This window comes from Actinotignum urinale DSM 15805 (assembly GCF_000420445.1).
GTDB lineage: Bacteria > Actinomycetota > Actinomycetes > Actinomycetales > Actinomycetaceae > Actinotignum > Actinotignum urinale.
Window position 1 is genome coordinate 1 of sequence record NZ_ATUY01000005.1, and the last position, 15,349, is coordinate 15,349.

The window sequence follows — 15,349 nt, forward strand, 5'->3', positions numbered from 1 at the left end:
ACCGGCATACCCTCCCCCGAAACGCTATCCGCACACGCTCCCTGCGTTGGAGAACCAGGAAGAATCTCCCCAGACTCGCCAGGCTCACAAGGTTTACCAGGAGTGCTCTGTTCCCACACCTCACCAAGATTGCTAGGCTCACCCGGCATGTCCGGTAAGGCGTGCATATCGCAAGCCCCAGGAAGCTCAGGCGCGGTGTGGGAACGAGCCGGAGGCTCACCCACACCCACGCCCACACGAGACCCCGAGCCGTGAAGATCATCCTCACGTGCAAGAATTTCACCATCCACACCAAGTAGGTTATCCACACCCGAAAACGTTACGGAGGGGTTGGGGTGGTATGGATGGAGGTTTATATGGGGGTTATATGTACATATGGTGGGCACTATTGCCACCTGTGAGGCGGCGGAATTGCCACCTGTGGACTTTGTACCATCTCCACATGTTGCTTTTTGCCACCTGTGGACTTTTCCTTGATTTTCCGCCGATTTCTCGACATTTGAGGGTTTTTCATTCTCGAAACCCTTATTACCTGTGGATAACTTTTCTGTGGATAACTCCGAGTTATCCACAGCCTTAACGGTGGTAGACACTTCTTCTCGAAGTGGGGTTGTCCGATCAAGGTGGAGCTTGTAGAGCGTGCCACACCGATGCTTATGAGCAGGACGAGTTGCACACGGAACATCCTCACTATCACACCACGCATATCTAGGCTCACGAGAAATGAAACCATACGATTCTAAAGTCGCTAAATGCTTACGGGTGGTGTAAGGGCTGGAAATAGCGCGCTTGGCAACGGTTTGGATCGAGCGCCATGTAACATCCTCATCATTAGCAAACTCAGCCAATGCGAGGAGAACAAGCTTTTCAGAAGCGGTAACACCTTCTACGTGGTCAAACGCCCACGTGACAGCACGGAAACTCATACCACACCCCCTCGCGCACAACATACACTACCTAGCACGCCTTGACGGATATGGATTCTGTTTAGTAATACCATGGCGCACCTACCTGATGTAGCGGAAATCGTTTCGTGTCAGCCTCAATATCCCGAAGCCTCCACAACGAGGAGTTTTGCGCCATCTCACGAGTCATATAGCAAGGAGAAGGGAACGATAACGTTTGAGTTAATTCTTTGGGATATGAATGGAAATACATGTACAACATCACCGGACGTTCAAGAACATGTCTCTCATCTTTATATGTCGCAAGCGCACCTAAAACATGCGCTATATCCTTTTCGGGAATTCTGGAACAATTCCCAGACACATCAATATCAGCAAAACCCGACTTATCAACATCGGAAAGAATATACTCGAAAGACTCAATACCATAAGGCGGGCAATCCGGGGAGGCATCCAAAGCAAAACACTGCCCATAATCATCCCAATACGCCCGAAGACGATACCGCAAGCAATTCGCGTATTCCCCAGCCGTATCATCTGCAAAAGGCACATCGAATACAACACGTATTCCAACCCCTTCAACAGGGTTGCCCAGCACATGACAGGGACGGTTAAACATGACCAAAGGAATAACACCCGCAGGATACAACACAAGGTCACCTTCAACCCACGAATCTATATCCACATGGTTAGTTGTGGAAACGGTAGGTCCTAAAGTCGGTTTTACGGTGTCCATAACAACGATCCGATGGGGCATAATATTCACCCCTTTCATCAAACATGCGGCACTCTTCTATGTCATACAACATGCAGTGATGCTTACCCACATAGGAAAGCTCTTCAACCACCTCGGGTATAGCCATACGCTGATCAATCAAACCAATAACACCCAACACGATCATGACAACAGCGTAATCAGCCCACACCTTCCGACCCCGCCAATACATTGCATCACCACATGCACTCCTCACGCTTTTACCAAAATTCTCAAACACCTCACGCACACCATCATCACGCCAAAAGGCGAACCCCTGACACACATACTGGAACGTGTTTGGACGTATCTCACCAACAGGCATAGACGTTCCCTTACTAAACCACTCGTAAGGATCCTCACCACCAGCTAACCGGGCAGCAACATCTTCAAGAATCGAACGAAGAACACGCACCTCGCTACGCTCATACTCAGTCAAGGCACGAACTTCACTATCAAACGGGAAACGCAACGACGCATACGTGGATACCAAACATAACTTATCGAGCACCACATCAATGTTCTCAGTTTCTATCATCTCAGCCACGATACCCACCCCCTCGTGCCATAATGAAGATAAAGAATACGGTTAGGGAAACATGGCAGTGTTTCCCTAACCAACACGCATCAGCGTGTCCCCCCAACAAGCACTTGGAGGAAAACTCATGCCAGATCTTGGAACCCAGGAGGACTGGGTTATTCTGACCGATTTTGTTAAAATCCACAAAATCGACAGGTTTAGTTGGAGTATTAACGACGGAAACCACAGATTCCAATTCATTTTCACCCAGCTTCAACCCCTCACGCCTGGTCAAAAATGCGCCGAACTCTACATTATTGAGCAAAACGCTAAACGCCCATGGAGTCAAACCATTGACATATTGTGTAGCAGAAAAAAGTGGCTTTACCCAGGCAACGCTAGAGAATTCAACGAAGACGGGTTGAAAAACGCATTGAACATTAATCCCAACCCACGCCCCGATAATCGATGGAGTACAAAAGAATGGATAATGGGAGCATTCAAGCACCTTACACAACCGGGGGTTGTTAGCCGACCGTTGCCTCATCAATTGCCACCCAACATACATAAACGTATCGTTGAAGAAAGGAATAAAATCTATTTTCTCTACATGCGACACACAGGGCATCCGAGTGCCAATAACCTGGAAAAGACACGTCTCCTTATCGGTGAACACGCCTACATGTTCGCCCGCACATACGGATACTCGTCCCATTGGAGTGATAACCCTAAAGACTTTTCCGATAAAGAGTGGAACGATTGGATTAACACAATTTCCGGTAACACAATTAGTTGTGGAAACGGTAGCTCGTGAAACGGTTGACTCTACGCCTATTATCGCGTTGTGATTCTTCAAGATACTCACCCCTTTCATCAAACAGTCGAAACTCTTCCAGGTCATACAACACATGAAGATGCTCTCCTGCCTTGGAAAGCTCTTCAACCGCCCCGGGTATAGCCATACGCTGATCTATCAAACCAATCGCGCCCAACACATATGTGGCAACACCGTAATCAGCCCACACGACATCTTCATCACGCCACATCAACGCAAGACGAAGTAATTTGAACAACGCACTACCAAAGAAGAACAATGCTTCATCTGTATCTGCAAGGTGATACAACCCTTTGCACGCATACTGGAACGTGTTTGGACGTATCTCACCCACAGGCATAGACGTTCCCTTACTAAACCACTCGTAAGGATCTTCACCACCAGCTAACCGGCTAGCAACATCTTCAAGAATCGAACGAAGAACACGCACCTCGCTACGCTCACGCTCAGTCAAGGCACGAACCTCACTATCACACGGGAAACGCAACGACGCAAATGTGGACGCAAACCGTAGCATGTCACGCACCACATCAGCATTCTCAGTCTTTACCAGCTCAGCCACGATACCCACCCCCTCGTGCCACACAAGGACGGGCATACGCGCGTGTACGGGCTTTCCATCCCGCACACGGATAAGCAGAATTATGGGAGATGCAGAGAGATAAAACCCTGTCACAGGAAACTAGAAACATGACAATATCCAATACTGTTTGTTGGGCTTTTCTAGAGCCGTTGTCAACACCAGTGTTGACATGCTTTACCGGCATAGCAACACCGGGAGCTAGAAAACCCGCAAACAGTCGGGCAGCCGATATTCCCCTAACGGGTCTTGTATTCTCGGCGTACTCCCGGCAAAGACCATGTTTTGCCGTAGCATAAAGAAAACCGCCCATGCCGGGAGCGGTAAACCGCTGTTTGTTGGTGTTTCTAGCACCAATAACAATTATACCCGGCATGGTGATAGCTATGCAAGGACGCGCGAAACCAAGGGGATAAGCCGTGTACCCAAAGGAGCGTTCACACATGGCGTGACCCTTATAGCCACGCTCGCCACATACTTGTATGACTTTTGAAACGGACATGTGAACACCCCCTCAAATACACAACTCAGTCTGACCCGGCAACACCGGAACCTGGTTATTGACAGATGTAATAGACGGTGTTAAAAAACGTTCAACCTCAGATACTGGAATACGATACTGACCACCAGGATGGGTGATATACCTAATCTTCCCCCTCCTACACCACCTAGTAATGGTAGAAGGGGCAACAGAAAAAGCCTCAGCCACCTGCGACGTGGTAAGCAACGTTTCCAACTCCATTAGCGTCCTTTCTATGCAAGCGTGCATTTCATGCACATATACATACTATCTGAACGTAGATTAGATGCGCAAGGTGTCTACATTGTGAACCGTCGTGCATTTCATGCAACATGTGTGTATTATGGCTTTTATGAGCGTAATAGAAAAATATACGGCTACACTGACACCGGATCAGATTATTGGGGAACGTGTGCATCTATGGCTATATCGCCATAACTTCACCCTAACCGACTTAGCTACATGGTTAGGGTTGTCACACACGACTGTCTCTCGGAAAGTGCGAGGAACGACGGCGTGGTCAGCATCCGACCTTGTAAAAACCGCAGCGTTCCTCAACGTTCCTCTATCCGAACTTTTACCGGAAGAAACAGTGGAATTAGAGCAAGAAAAAATCCGCAACCAGAACGTGGTTACGGATTCTCGATTGGTGGCGGGGGCTGGATTTGAACCAACGACCTCCGGGTTATGAGCCCGGCGAGCTACCGAACTGCTCCACCCCGCGGCGACTCGATAAATAATACACATCCTTTTTCGACATGTCAAATTTTTTGAAAAATCCGTGCATAACATGTTGAAACTGTGAATAACTTCCCCGCCTCTCATAACCTAACCCTGTGGACATATCTCTTTTTGGCAAAACCTGTGGATAGCGAAAACATCGTCGTCGAACTTTCCGTGAAATAGGAGGAACACACATTAACGGAAAGGTACACACATGGCACATACGCCAATCTTTCACAAACGCTACAACAAGAGGCGCACCCCTCCAGGGTTAAGTCCCTTAGCGATTCTTTTCACTCTCATGTTGGCGATACTCTACACGCAACCCTCACACGCGCTAAGTATTCCAACAAATCGGCACGATGAATCCGCACTCTTCTTCCCCGGATCAGGCGTCACTGTAACAACTCCCCAGGGCGGAACTCCGGTAAGGCTGGCAGCTCTCGCTCCCCCGAAAGGAGCGGGCGTTAACTCATCACTTCCCGCCTGGTGTGTGGAATTAGATAATGATGCACCGGGAGGTGGCGCCGTCGTACAAGTTTCCTCCCTTAAAGAAACTGTTAACGTCAGCGGGGATGCTGGATTGCAACTCACCACCGCGCAACTCGCAACAGCGCTGGACGCCCACCAACTGGAACGAAATAGCGTTACTTTAGCGGCTCTTGCCTACCTCGTTCACGTCAACATGGAACAAGGGCATGAGGCAACAACGCTCATTCCATGGCTCATCAAACACGTAAAACAAAATCGAGCAGATATTGACGCGCGTGCCCGGGAGCTAGCCCAAGAGGCGCGATCTTCCACCGCACATTCCTACGAAACCATTCAACCGACCGGGAATAAACAGTACGAGGGCACCGTCGAAAATATTGGGTTGAAGAACGCTTCAGGCCAATGGATTGCAGGAAGGAAAATAACGGCAAAAATTGAAGGCCCAGCAATTTTCCTTGAAACCGGGACGACGGAATGGGCAGGCGTTTCTCAACCCAATGCGGTAATGCTTCATTGGCGCGCTACGGGTAACGGGGACGTGAAAATCATTCAAGGATACGAGAAAAGCGCCGAGGAACTTCTGTATCTTGTTCATCCTGATGGAAAAATACAGAACACTATCCAATACCCCCATCAACCTCATTCATATTTCACGAATGTCGAATCACCCGGGTGGAGAGTCCAATACGATTTTCAGCCTTCAGGTGTCTCCCACGTTCAGAAAATCACCGAGACGGGTTCTTTTACGGATAGTTTCGAGGCATATGCGGATCCGAACTATGGCAACGGCATATGGGCAAAGTTTTACGGAACAGACACCTATATTCCTGTAGCCTACCGGGCAACAGCGTACTATGTTGGCGAGCTTCCCCCTGCTAAGGCGAGTTCCGTTCCCAAGGAGGCAGAAGTTATCGGCACAGTTACTCACGTTGCGCACGGACCGGGAAAACTCAGTGCTGATTTCACGACGAAAAAGCCTGGTTTCGTTACTGTCGTGTGGAGCGTGGAGAAAAACATGTTGAAAGAAGGGGAAAATCGCGACCGTGTTGCAGGAAAATGGGCGGATTACTTTGGGATTCCTGAGGAAACAACGTCCTTTAAGCACCGCGCGGACGTGGATTCCTCGCTATCCATTCGCGAAACGAAGAGTGGAACCTACCTTGTTGACGATATATGGATTCACGGGTTGCCTTCAGATCACGGGAAATTCACTGGCGATGGACGTTTTGCTGCCGATGAGCAGCATATAACGCAAAGTTTGCTGTTTTTCCCTGAAGGTTTAACCGTGAGCGAAGAAAACCGGGCGAAAGCCACAGTTGTGGGGAGCGTGAAGGTTCCCGCAACCAACGGTTTCCATCCCTCGATTGGCGATTCCACATTTAAAATCGCCTACAACAAGGACGGCTCGCCAGTTCTCGGAACCTATGTTTTCGTAACGTCATTTAAGGGCGACGACCGTGTTGAACCCTTCGAATCCAAGGTTACGGATGTCAAGGAACAATACACGGTAAAGGCTTCTCCCCCAGAGTTAAAAACAACGGCGACGAATACAAGCACGGGAGAAAAAACCATGCTACCTGAACCGAAGCAGTCTATTACGGATCGTGTGTGCGATACGAAAAAGTCCTTGAAGCCTGGAAAAACCTACACTATTTCGACACAGCTCATGCTCGACGACGGTAAACCGTTAATGAATAACGGCAAACCCGTCACGGTAACAACTCAATTCACTCCGAAATCCGCCGACGAATGCGCGAATATTGTGATTCCTTTCGACGCAACTGGTTTAGAGAATCGCAAGATTGTTGTTTTTGAAAATGTTGCCGATGAGCACGGAATTATTTCCTTCCATCACGATTTAACGGACACTGATCAAACGGTGAGCGTTACGCCTTCACCAACACCTCCACCTAATCTCGTAAAAACCGGTGTAGGAATTAGTGCCAGCGTTATCGCAATGTTTTCGTTAATCGGGTCGGGCATCGGAATGCTTCGTTTACGACGGCAGGATTCAGCATAAATAATCCGGGGCTCATAGACAAAACGTGTGGTTCATAGACAAAATGTGTTGCTTTGGGATTTAGGCGGATTGAGCCGGACTTAGCCGGGTCTAACGAGTCTAACGAACCCTAACCGGGCTTAACGGGATCTACTAGACCCTAACCGGGCCTAACGGGATCTACTAGACCCTAACCGGGCCTAACGGGATCTACTAGACCCTAACCGGGCCTAAGCACAAAAGTAGCCAACAGCCATAATCACACAAGTAGTTAACAGTAGCTAATCTCTACACAACAATGGGTGGTGCATCCCTGTTGGGATGCACCACCCATGGAAAGGTGAAGGATTAAGCTAGTAGGTTACGTGCTAGCTTACTTATTTCCTTCGAGTTCCTTTTGAGCAGCAACTGCCTGGTCGAGAGCTGAGCGAATTCTCTTTTCAGCTTCACCATAGGCTGCCCAGTCGCCGGATTGACGTGCCTTATCGGCATCCGTTACCGCAGCGCGCATCGTAGAAAGCGCGTTATTTAAGCGCTCTTGGGCTCCGCCAGCAGGTGCGGCAGGAGCTGCCGGTGTGGGAGCAGAGGCTTCGGCCGGTGCAGAGGCCTTATTATCATCAGATTTTGGCTTTGCTTTATCGGTCTTACCATCTGACTCGTCGGCTTGTGCCTTATCGTGAGACACGTCCTTCTTGAGGGATTCAATGTTGGCATCTCCTGCCTTCGCACCTGAATCACCGCCGAAGGTCTGGTTGAGGGCTTCCTCAAGTGTTGGCGCAAAACCAATATTTCCATCACCGAACGCCGTCAAAACATACTGCATTAACGGATATGTTGTGCCTTGAGATGCCTGAACATAGACGGGTTGGACATAGAGCATACCGCCACCAACAGGCAATGTGAGGAGGTTACCCATGCGAACCGTCGTACCACCTTGACGCAAGAGATTCAGTCTACGTGAAACTTCTTGGTTAGATAGGAAGTTGTTCTGTGCCTGGCCTGGACCTGGAACCGTCAAATCTCGGGGAAGTTCAAGGAGACGAATCTTTCCGTAACCATCTCGAACCTTTCCTGCCTCATTACCGGCATTGGAATCGACAGCCATGAAACCTGTCATAATGTTTCGATCCGTGCGGCCACCCGGAATATATCCTGTGGAAAGGGAGAATTCTGCACTTTCTTGACCGGGCATTTGCAATGTCAGATAGTAAGGGGGCTGGAGTTCGGAGGAAGTCCCAGCTTCGAGTCGCTTAGTTGAAGCAGAATCGACAGCTGGTTCGTTAGGAACGTTCCAGAAATCACCAGCGGTGTAGAAGGAACCCGGATCGCTGACGTGGTAGCGAGCCATGAGAGTACGTTGAATCTTGAACATATCTTCCGGGTAACGGATATGCGCCATTAAATCGCCGGACATTTTGTTCACAGGTTTCAATACATTCGGGAAAATCTTGTCCCATGCCCTAAGAATCGGATCCTTATCGTCCCATGCGTAAAGGTTGACGCTTCCATCGTAAGCATCCACAACGGCCTTCACGGAGTTACGAATGTAGTTCACTTCCTTACCGGCACGGCGTTCCTTCACTTCTTTATCGGTCAGAGCGTCGTTCGTGGCCCTCGCCAAAGATTCGCGAGCAGAGTAGGGATAATTTTCTGATGTTGTATAGCCATCAATAATCCACACAAGCCTCTTAGGCGTTTTCTTATCGCCATCCATATCGACGACGGCAGGATAAGCCTTGGAATCCAAAGTGAGGTAAGGAGCAACACGCGCAACACGATCATGAGGATCACGGTTGAAAAGAATCTGTGAATCCTTTGTTACACGATTGGAGAAGAAAATATCGGTAGAGCTAAAACGAATGGCGAACATAAGTTTATCGAAGAAGTTACCAATCTTCGGGCCACCGTTACCCTGATAGGTGTTGAGAACCTGGGAACCTTCAGCTTTATCTGAGGGGTAATCAATTTCCCAGGGCTCGCTCCCCTTAGGCGCACCAACAATGGAATAATCAGGCGAATTCTGCCCGAAATAGACACGGGGTTCATATTCGCCAAGTCGTCCCTGTGAAGGAATACCGGACTGCAAGAATTCCGGGGCACCCGAAGTACCTGTCGTGTTACCGTATGCGGCAACAACTCCGAAACCGTGAGTGTAAACCGTGTGGTCATTAACCCAGCTTCTCTGGTTATCGCCAAGGCCGTTCAAGTTCAATTCACGAACGGCAATAACTGTGTCGCGATCGGTGTTATCGAGGTTGTAACGGTCAACTGAAAGTTGCTGGGCAAAACCATAGTACTGACGGTTTTGTTGCATCTGGTTAAAGGTTGGGGAAACAATGCTCGGGTCAAGCAAACGAATTTGTGCTGTTGACTTCGCGTCATCACGCAACTGCCCTGCCTGCGCTTCCGTGCGTGCATTGTAGCTAATCGTTTCAACCTTATTTAAACCGTAGGCCTTCTTCGTCGCTTCAATATTGCGATTAATGAACGGAGATTCCAGTTCGATTGTGTTTGGGGTAACGCGGAACTGTTGCACGATTGTGGGCCAAGCCCAACCAAGAGTTATTCCCGCAATAATGGCGACGATAACGCCAGCCGTAACCAATCGCCAAGAATTTTTCACCATGGAGTAAACGAAAATAACGGCGATAATCAGGAAGGTAATCGCAAGAATCGTCAACCCTGGAAGATTGGCGTTGATATCAGTGTAGGAGGCCCCAGAGAAGCGAGAATTCGTGTTCAGCAACAACTGGTAACGCTCAAGCCAGAAGTAGGCCGCCACAATTGCAAACGCGAGAAGTCCCAGAACAGCAACATGGATTTTTGCACGTTTTTGAAGCTTAACCTTGCCCTTGTCGAGAATAACTCCGCCATATATATAGTGTCCAAGCACAGCTCCGATTGCTGAAACTACTAGGAGGGTAACAGCAAATGTCCACAGCGACTGAAGAAGAGGATAGGTGAAGATATAGAAACTAATATCCATACCGAACTGTGGGTCTTTATCTCCAAAGGGTGTGCGATAGAACCAAGTAAGATATGTTTGCCAGTCGGAGGACAGACCCACACCCATAATCAGCCCCACCAACCCGGGGACAAAAACGTTGCGTGTCCAGCGGAAACGTTCTACAAAATTCCTATAGGACTCAACACTGGCTGGGCTACCGTAGTCCTTGCTACGTGCGTAACGGAAATTAAACCAGAAGCATATTGCAACAAGGAGAGCACCAATTACCCCTAAGGCAAAAGCCCACCCCCATTGAATCCAAAACACTCGGGCAACGCCCAACTGTGAATACCATTTTATTTCCGTGTAAACACCGGAACCTACATACAGTGCACCTAAAAGGAGAAGAAGAATCCCCAAGGTCCACCAGAAAGCTGTAAGCTGACGCCCTCCCTTAAACGGGAACCATTTCTTTTCGGTTGTTGTGCTCAAGAAAAATCCTGACTCTCGACCAATGGCTAAACCATATCGTTGCGACGTGCCCTGGAGGGCAAACGCCATATACACACATAACAATAACCGAAATTACGAGCTTTTCCTATACATTCCGCGCTAAGCTAGTCACTTTTATCCCTGTGCCCATCTCAACACATCCCCCCAGCTCTTCCACGTAGCCCCCTGACTTCCACAAGTTTTGGTTTTTGTGTTGTGAAGGCTGGTTTTTTGTTGATTTTCCGAGGTTGTGTTTCGTGTTTTGGGACACTGCAGTTGTGGTTATGATGTCGCAACCTTTTAGGACAAGTTTCAGGACTGCTCTTTGGACAGAAAAGACCTAGCCACGTTGAGGGGAAATTTCAATCTCTGAACATTGAGGAACCTTAGGGGTCTCCCCCTTACCGATTGCGTCAACAACCTGGCGTGCTTCATCAAAAGTACGCACCGCCCACACGTTCATACCCGGTTGCGGATATGCAGTTACTTCATCACAATTTAACACCGGGGCAAGGAAGTTTTTGATCCCCTTCTTATGGGCAGAGACCATTTTGTACCGAATTCCTCCAATAGGGCCAACTTCTCCAGAACCATTAATCGTTCCGGTACCCGCAAAGGCTTCGGCTTTCCCAAGATTTCCCTCAGTCAAACGGTCATAAATTGCGAGCGTAAACATTAACCCGGCAGATGGTCCCCCGATTCCTTCCACCGCATACTTCACTTTCACGTAAGACTTCAGGTTTTTCACACCAACGCTCACCCCAATACGTGAGCCTTTCCGAACATACCCGGTGGGATCCGTCGCCCAGGCTTGCGTCGTGACATCAACATTTTCACGGTTCTTGCCACGATCCACACCCAACACAATCGTCGACTTCGGGGGTATTTTATCCAAAAGTGACGTCATCTCCCCGAAATTGGGAATCTTGTGGGTTTCCCCATTAAACGTTATCGTGCGCACAATATCTTCGGGCATTAACCTGTTGTACCCAGGACCATTTTTATCAATCGCGTACACAACTACGTCGCCTTCAATGCGATATCCCGCCTTATAAATAGCGTAATCGGCCGCGCTATCTTGCGAGGACTGCATCATTTGTCGATTCTCTTCATCAATTTGTTTCGTCGAAACTTCTTTGGGATACATTGCCCTCACGGGAACCAATTGATTATTCGGCGAAAAAAGCGCCAGTAACGCCGCCCCGCCCGTAGCGCCAAAATCTGGGTCACCCATTGTGCTTACGGTCGTCATATAAAATTTGGCGGAACTCATGTGATCCCGAGCGCCGTCAATCGTCACAATATTTTTGCCATTAATTTCCCCCGATAGGTTCAGCATCGGACCGGGTTCTTGTATAAGATATGCGCCCGGCATTATGAGGGCAAGGCAAGTCGCCACTAGAAAGTAGAAAAGACTCCCGTTTTTCGCACCTTTTTTTGTTTTACGGGGGCTTTTCACTTCCATTTTCCTAGCAAATGCGCCATCACTATCAGCATCTGCTACGCTATTGTTTTCCTCAAATTGGAAAGATTTTTCACTCACCTATCTATAATTACACGAATTCCCCACATGTGTAGATAGAATTTTGCCACAAAAATTCATCTGGAAGCGAGGAGCATGGGGATATACAGCATATATCGCCACAACCACGTAAAATAGGCGAAGTAAGCAAGGGAGGCGTAAATGAGTGATCAGGATAAGTCACGCGAAGAATGGGAAAACATGTTGCGCTCAATCATGGGCGATAACGTCGCCGATGAAGTGATTCGTTCTTTAGACGAAACGAATAAGGGTAACTCTGAAAACGCCCACTCTGGTAATCTTCCCCCCATGTTTTTGGACTCGAACGGAATGCAACTCATCGGTAGCTTCATTTCATCACTTACCGGTAACGGCGGGAAAGGCCCTATCAACTGGAAAATGGGCGACGAGGTAGCGCGCCACACCGTTTTGCATAATGCCGGGGATGGGAAACCTACCTCCGAACAGTGTTCCCATGCAAAGCAGGCAATGAATGTAGCGAATTTATGGGTCGATCCGGTCACGAATTTTGGTCCTATTAATGGAACACTTCAGGTATGGAGTCGCCTAGATTGGGTTGCACATTCGCTTCCTACCTTCAAGAAATTAACCGGACCTGTTGGCGAAAATATTGCGCGCGCTTTCGAGGAAACCCTCACCGCACAACTTGAGGATATTCCCGAGGATATGAAAGACAATCTTTTCGGTGGCTCACAGTTATTCGATAGTAATTTTATTGTCCTCATGATTTCCTCCCTTCTCGCAGTTCAATTCGGTAAGGGTTTGGGAGATTTAGCGACGGTTGCTTTTGGTTCGACGGACACCGGCATTCCCTTGGTCGAGGGTGAAACTACGGCGCTGGTTCCCGCAAATATTGACGAATTTTCGGATAGCATCCAGAGCGATCTTCAGGAATTGCAACTGTATGTTGCGGTCCGTGAAATTGCGGCGGCTCGTTTGTATTCGAGTGTTCCCTGGTTGCGCACCTCAATTCTTGATGCGGTTGCGGCTTATGCGGGCGAGTTAACAATTAATGTGGACGCCATTCAAGAGCGTGCTCAAGAAATGGGTTTCGATCCCCATTCCTTGGATATGGACAACATAGGCACGGGCATGGGCATGGAAGTACCAGCGATTGATTTGGGAGATCTGTTCATTTTCGACACTACGGAAGCCCAGCAAAAATCTCTGGCTCACGTCGAACATCTGCTGTCTCTTGCTGAAGGTTGGGTGTCCTGCGTGACACGTAACGCCGTTGCCTCACAACTTCCTCATGCCACAATACTGGAGGAAGCTTTTGTTCGACGCGAAGCCACTGATTCTCCCATGAACCGAGTTTTCGGCGCACTTATTGGTACGGATGTTTCCCCACGTCGAATTAGCGAAGCAACCGCGTTTTGGATGATGGCAACCGATAAACTCGGCATCAATGAGCGTGAAAAATTGTGGAACCACCCAGATATTTTGCCTCAACCCGAAGATTTGGAAAACCCGGAGAAATTCTTCGAAACTCAAAAGGAACTCACAGATATTGAGGCAGAACTCGATTCCTTCCTTGAAGAAGTCCTCAACGCCGGCTTAAACGGAACATCCGGAAAAGATTTTGGCAACCATAACGGAAGCGACCACAGCAACAGCGATAACGGCGAAAGCAACAACGGCGAAAGCAACCACACCGAAAATGGCGAACAGGATCCGGGCAACTAGGCAACCCGCAATATCAGCATTATTGCGTGCGAACGCTATTGCGGGTGCGCGCAATAGCTCAATTACCGCTTCTCAAACAAACACACTCGCAGGTAGGCCCGCGCAAACACACATCAGGGCGATACCCAATTTCGCCTACAGCTACACCTATACCCAAATCGAATATTTCCGTCGGCTAGTGTTGCGCTTAGCTACACCCACATCTTTGCGGGTGCCCAGCCAAGCGCACGTACGGCACCCGCGAAAGCCTCAATGCTCGGAAACGACACTAAGGTCAACTTTTCAGTATCACATATGCCTGCATTTTCTTTTCACACTTTTCCACAGCTGTGAAAACTAACTGGAGTCGTTATCACCTTTTCCATATCCTCATCCCATGAGATTATGTGACCCTTTACGTGTTCTGTGGTTAACACCCTCCCGTATCCAAATCGGTGTCGATTCGCGAATTGCCATCCACTGCGATGATTTAACTCCCGCGGAACAGCGCCTGACCTCCCACATGTCCACCGAGATGACCCTTCAGGAATTCCATTCTTCGGCCTCCCGATACTCTATTTCTCGCGAACGGGCAGATGAAATTCTCAACATGTTGAGACGAGCCGGTATGCTCACGGACTCACCCAATCCCGTTCTTCCTGGCGATTTTTCACCCTCCACTCGAAAATTATGGCTCGAACGTTTGGATCCCCTGGCTGTCGAAGTCGCCCTTCATCTTAGTTCTCGCATTCATGCGTTTGTTGCCAACGATAAAGGCTCCGTCGGCCTAAAAGATCATCATCTGTTAGCGTCCTCGCGTAGCTCTCACCGGATATCGGCTTTTCGTGGAGCACTTCATATGCGTGGTTATGGGAGCAAGGTTTTTACAGGTAGCGCGAAGAATGCCGACATAGCGTTCGTCACCTCACTTCAGGAACCCGACCCGTTACGTTGCGCAGATATTTTACGTATCCTCCCCGTTTACACCCTTGCGTATGTTGAAGATCTTGACATTCGTGTTGGGCCGACGGTTGTTCGGGGAATGGGCTCAGCGTGCGCAAGTTGTTTGTTTCATCACCGTGTGGACAAGAATCCCGCATGGGTTGACCTTGCCTTACAAACATATTCTTTCCGCCATTACAATCCATCACGCCCCGGCATTTTAACGGCAGCGGGGTTGGCTACGGGTGAAATTTTTGGGATTATGTGCGGAAAAAAGCCGGCACTCCTGGGAAAACAATGGGTGATTCCTCCACCACCTCAAGCCCCATTTCTTGTTGATGTTCCTCAACATCCCTCGTGTTCCTGCGCTGTTCTTCCCGAAAAATATCCCGAACGCCTTGATCGCGCGAAATAAAGGACTTGCCAAGCACG

12 protein-coding genes and 1 tRNA gene are annotated in these 15,349 nt (G+C 48.9%); 5 read left to right on the plus strand and 8 right to left on the minus strand.

From position 1 onward, the window contains the following. The 3 genes from G445_RS09720 to G445_RS0104595 all read right to left on the minus strand — a co-directional run. Positions 1 to 926 (minus strand): helix-turn-helix domain-containing protein (locus G445_RS09720; RefSeq protein ID WP_040430608.1); only part of this gene is annotated, 926 nt, incomplete at its 3' end. A gap of 61 nt (positions 927 to 987) precedes the next feature. Then, on the minus strand, positions 988 to 1,590 hold the full coding sequence (locus G445_RS0104590) for a hypothetical protein (RefSeq protein WP_156825549.1): 603 nt from the start codon (positions 1,588 to 1,590) through the stop codon (positions 988 to 990). Between the two features lie 4 nt (positions 1,591 to 1,594). Beyond that, on the minus strand, positions 1,595 to 2,206 hold the full coding sequence (locus G445_RS0104595) for a hypothetical protein (protein WP_156825550.1): 612 nt from the start codon (positions 2,204 to 2,206) through the stop codon (positions 1,595 to 1,597). 118 nt (positions 2,207 to 2,324) lie between these two features. Here G445_RS0104595 and G445_RS0104600 point away from each other — a divergent pair, with 118 nt between their 5' ends. Next, positions 2,325 to 2,993 carry a DUF6037 family protein gene (locus G445_RS0104600; protein ID WP_022866380.1) on the plus strand — a complete coding sequence of 223 codons (669 nt, stop codon included), beginning with the start codon at positions 2,325 to 2,327 and terminating at the stop codon, positions 2,991 to 2,993. On the opposite strand, the gene G445_RS0104605 is transcribed toward G445_RS0104600, so the two are convergent. Together G445_RS0104605 and G445_RS12065 are read right to left on the minus strand one after the other, a co-directional pair. Further along, complete coding sequence (locus G445_RS0104605) at positions 2,968 to 3,576, minus strand: hypothetical protein (protein WP_156825551.1); 609 nt, start codon at positions 3,574 to 3,576, stop codon at positions 2,968 to 2,970. The two genes, G445_RS0104600 and G445_RS0104605, sit on opposite strands and share 26 nt — an antisense overlap. 532 nt (positions 3,577 to 4,108) lie before the next feature. Next, complete coding sequence (locus G445_RS12065; RefSeq protein WP_407636590.1) at positions 4,109 to 4,363, minus strand: helix-turn-helix domain-containing protein; 255 nt, start codon at positions 4,361 to 4,363, stop codon at positions 4,109 to 4,111. Between the two features lie 103 nt (positions 4,364 to 4,466). Between G445_RS12065 and G445_RS12070 the strand changes: the two genes are divergently transcribed. Beyond that, positions 4,467 to 4,805, plus strand: coding sequence for a helix-turn-helix domain-containing protein (locus tag G445_RS12070; RefSeq protein WP_407636591.1), 339 nt, complete (start codon positions 4,467 to 4,469; stop codon positions 4,803 to 4,805). Here G445_RS12070 and G445_RS0104615 read toward each other — a convergent pair. Next, a tRNA-Met gene (locus G445_RS0104615) sits at positions 4,762 to 4,838 on the minus strand. The two genes, G445_RS12070 and G445_RS0104615, sit on opposite strands and share 44 nt — an antisense overlap. 213 nt (positions 4,839 to 5,051) lie before the next feature. On the opposite strand from G445_RS0104615, the gene G445_RS0104620 reads away from it, so the two are divergent. Beyond that, entirely contained in the window at positions 5,052 to 7,349 is a 2,298-nt protein-coding gene (locus tag G445_RS0104620) for a VaFE repeat-containing surface-anchored protein (protein ID WP_022866382.1), read from the plus strand. 352 nt (positions 7,350 to 7,701) lie between these two features. On the opposite strand, the gene G445_RS09725 is transcribed toward G445_RS0104620, so the two are convergent. After that, on the minus strand, positions 7,702 to 10,767 hold the full coding sequence (locus tag G445_RS09725; protein ID WP_306718306.1) for a UPF0182 family membrane protein: 3,066 nt from the start codon (positions 10,765 to 10,767) through the stop codon (positions 7,702 to 7,704). Between the two features lie 340 nt (positions 10,768 to 11,107). Beyond that, positions 11,108 to 12,310, minus strand: a complete 1,203-nt coding sequence (locus tag G445_RS0104630; RefSeq protein WP_156825552.1) for a YlbL family protein — start codon at positions 12,308 to 12,310, stop codon at positions 11,108 to 11,110. A 141-nt stretch (positions 12,311 to 12,451) separates the two neighbouring features. Between G445_RS0104630 and G445_RS0104635 the strand changes: the two genes are divergently transcribed. Beyond that, positions 12,452 to 13,996: a zinc-dependent metalloprotease gene (locus tag G445_RS0104635; protein ID WP_022866385.1), complete on the plus strand. Its 1,545-nt coding sequence runs from the start codon at positions 12,452 to 12,454 to the stop codon at positions 13,994 to 13,996. Between the two features lie 376 nt (positions 13,997 to 14,372). Beyond that, on the plus strand, positions 14,373 to 15,332 hold the full coding sequence (locus G445_RS0104640) for a hypothetical protein (RefSeq protein ID WP_022866386.1): 960 nt from the start codon (positions 14,373 to 14,375) through the stop codon (positions 15,330 to 15,332). The last annotated feature ends 17 nt before the right edge of the window (positions 15,333 to 15,349 follow it).

Excerpts from the sequence above, each read along its gene's own strand:
- G445_RS0104620 (WP_022866382.1), top strand. The coding sequence starts at position 5,052 with ATGGCACATACGCCAATCTTTCACAAACGCTACAACAAGAGGCGCACC.
- G445_RS0104640 (WP_022866386.1), top strand. The coding sequence starts at position 14,373 with ATGAGATTATGTGACCCTTTACGTGTTCTGTGGTTAACACCCTCCCGT.
- G445_RS0104600 (WP_022866380.1), top strand. The coding sequence starts at position 2,325 with ATGCCAGATCTTGGAACCCAGGAGGACTGGGTTATTCTGACCGATTTT.
- G445_RS12065 (WP_407636590.1), bottom strand. The coding sequence starts at position 4,363 with ATGCACGCTTGCATAGAAAGGACGCTAATGGAGTTGGAAACGTTGCTT.
- G445_RS0104635 (WP_022866385.1), top strand. The coding sequence starts at position 12,452 with ATGAGTGATCAGGATAAGTCACGCGAAGAATGGGAAAACATGTTGCGC.
- G445_RS12070 (WP_407636591.1), top strand. The coding sequence starts at position 4,467 with ATGAGCGTAATAGAAAAATATACGGCTACACTGACACCGGATCAGATT.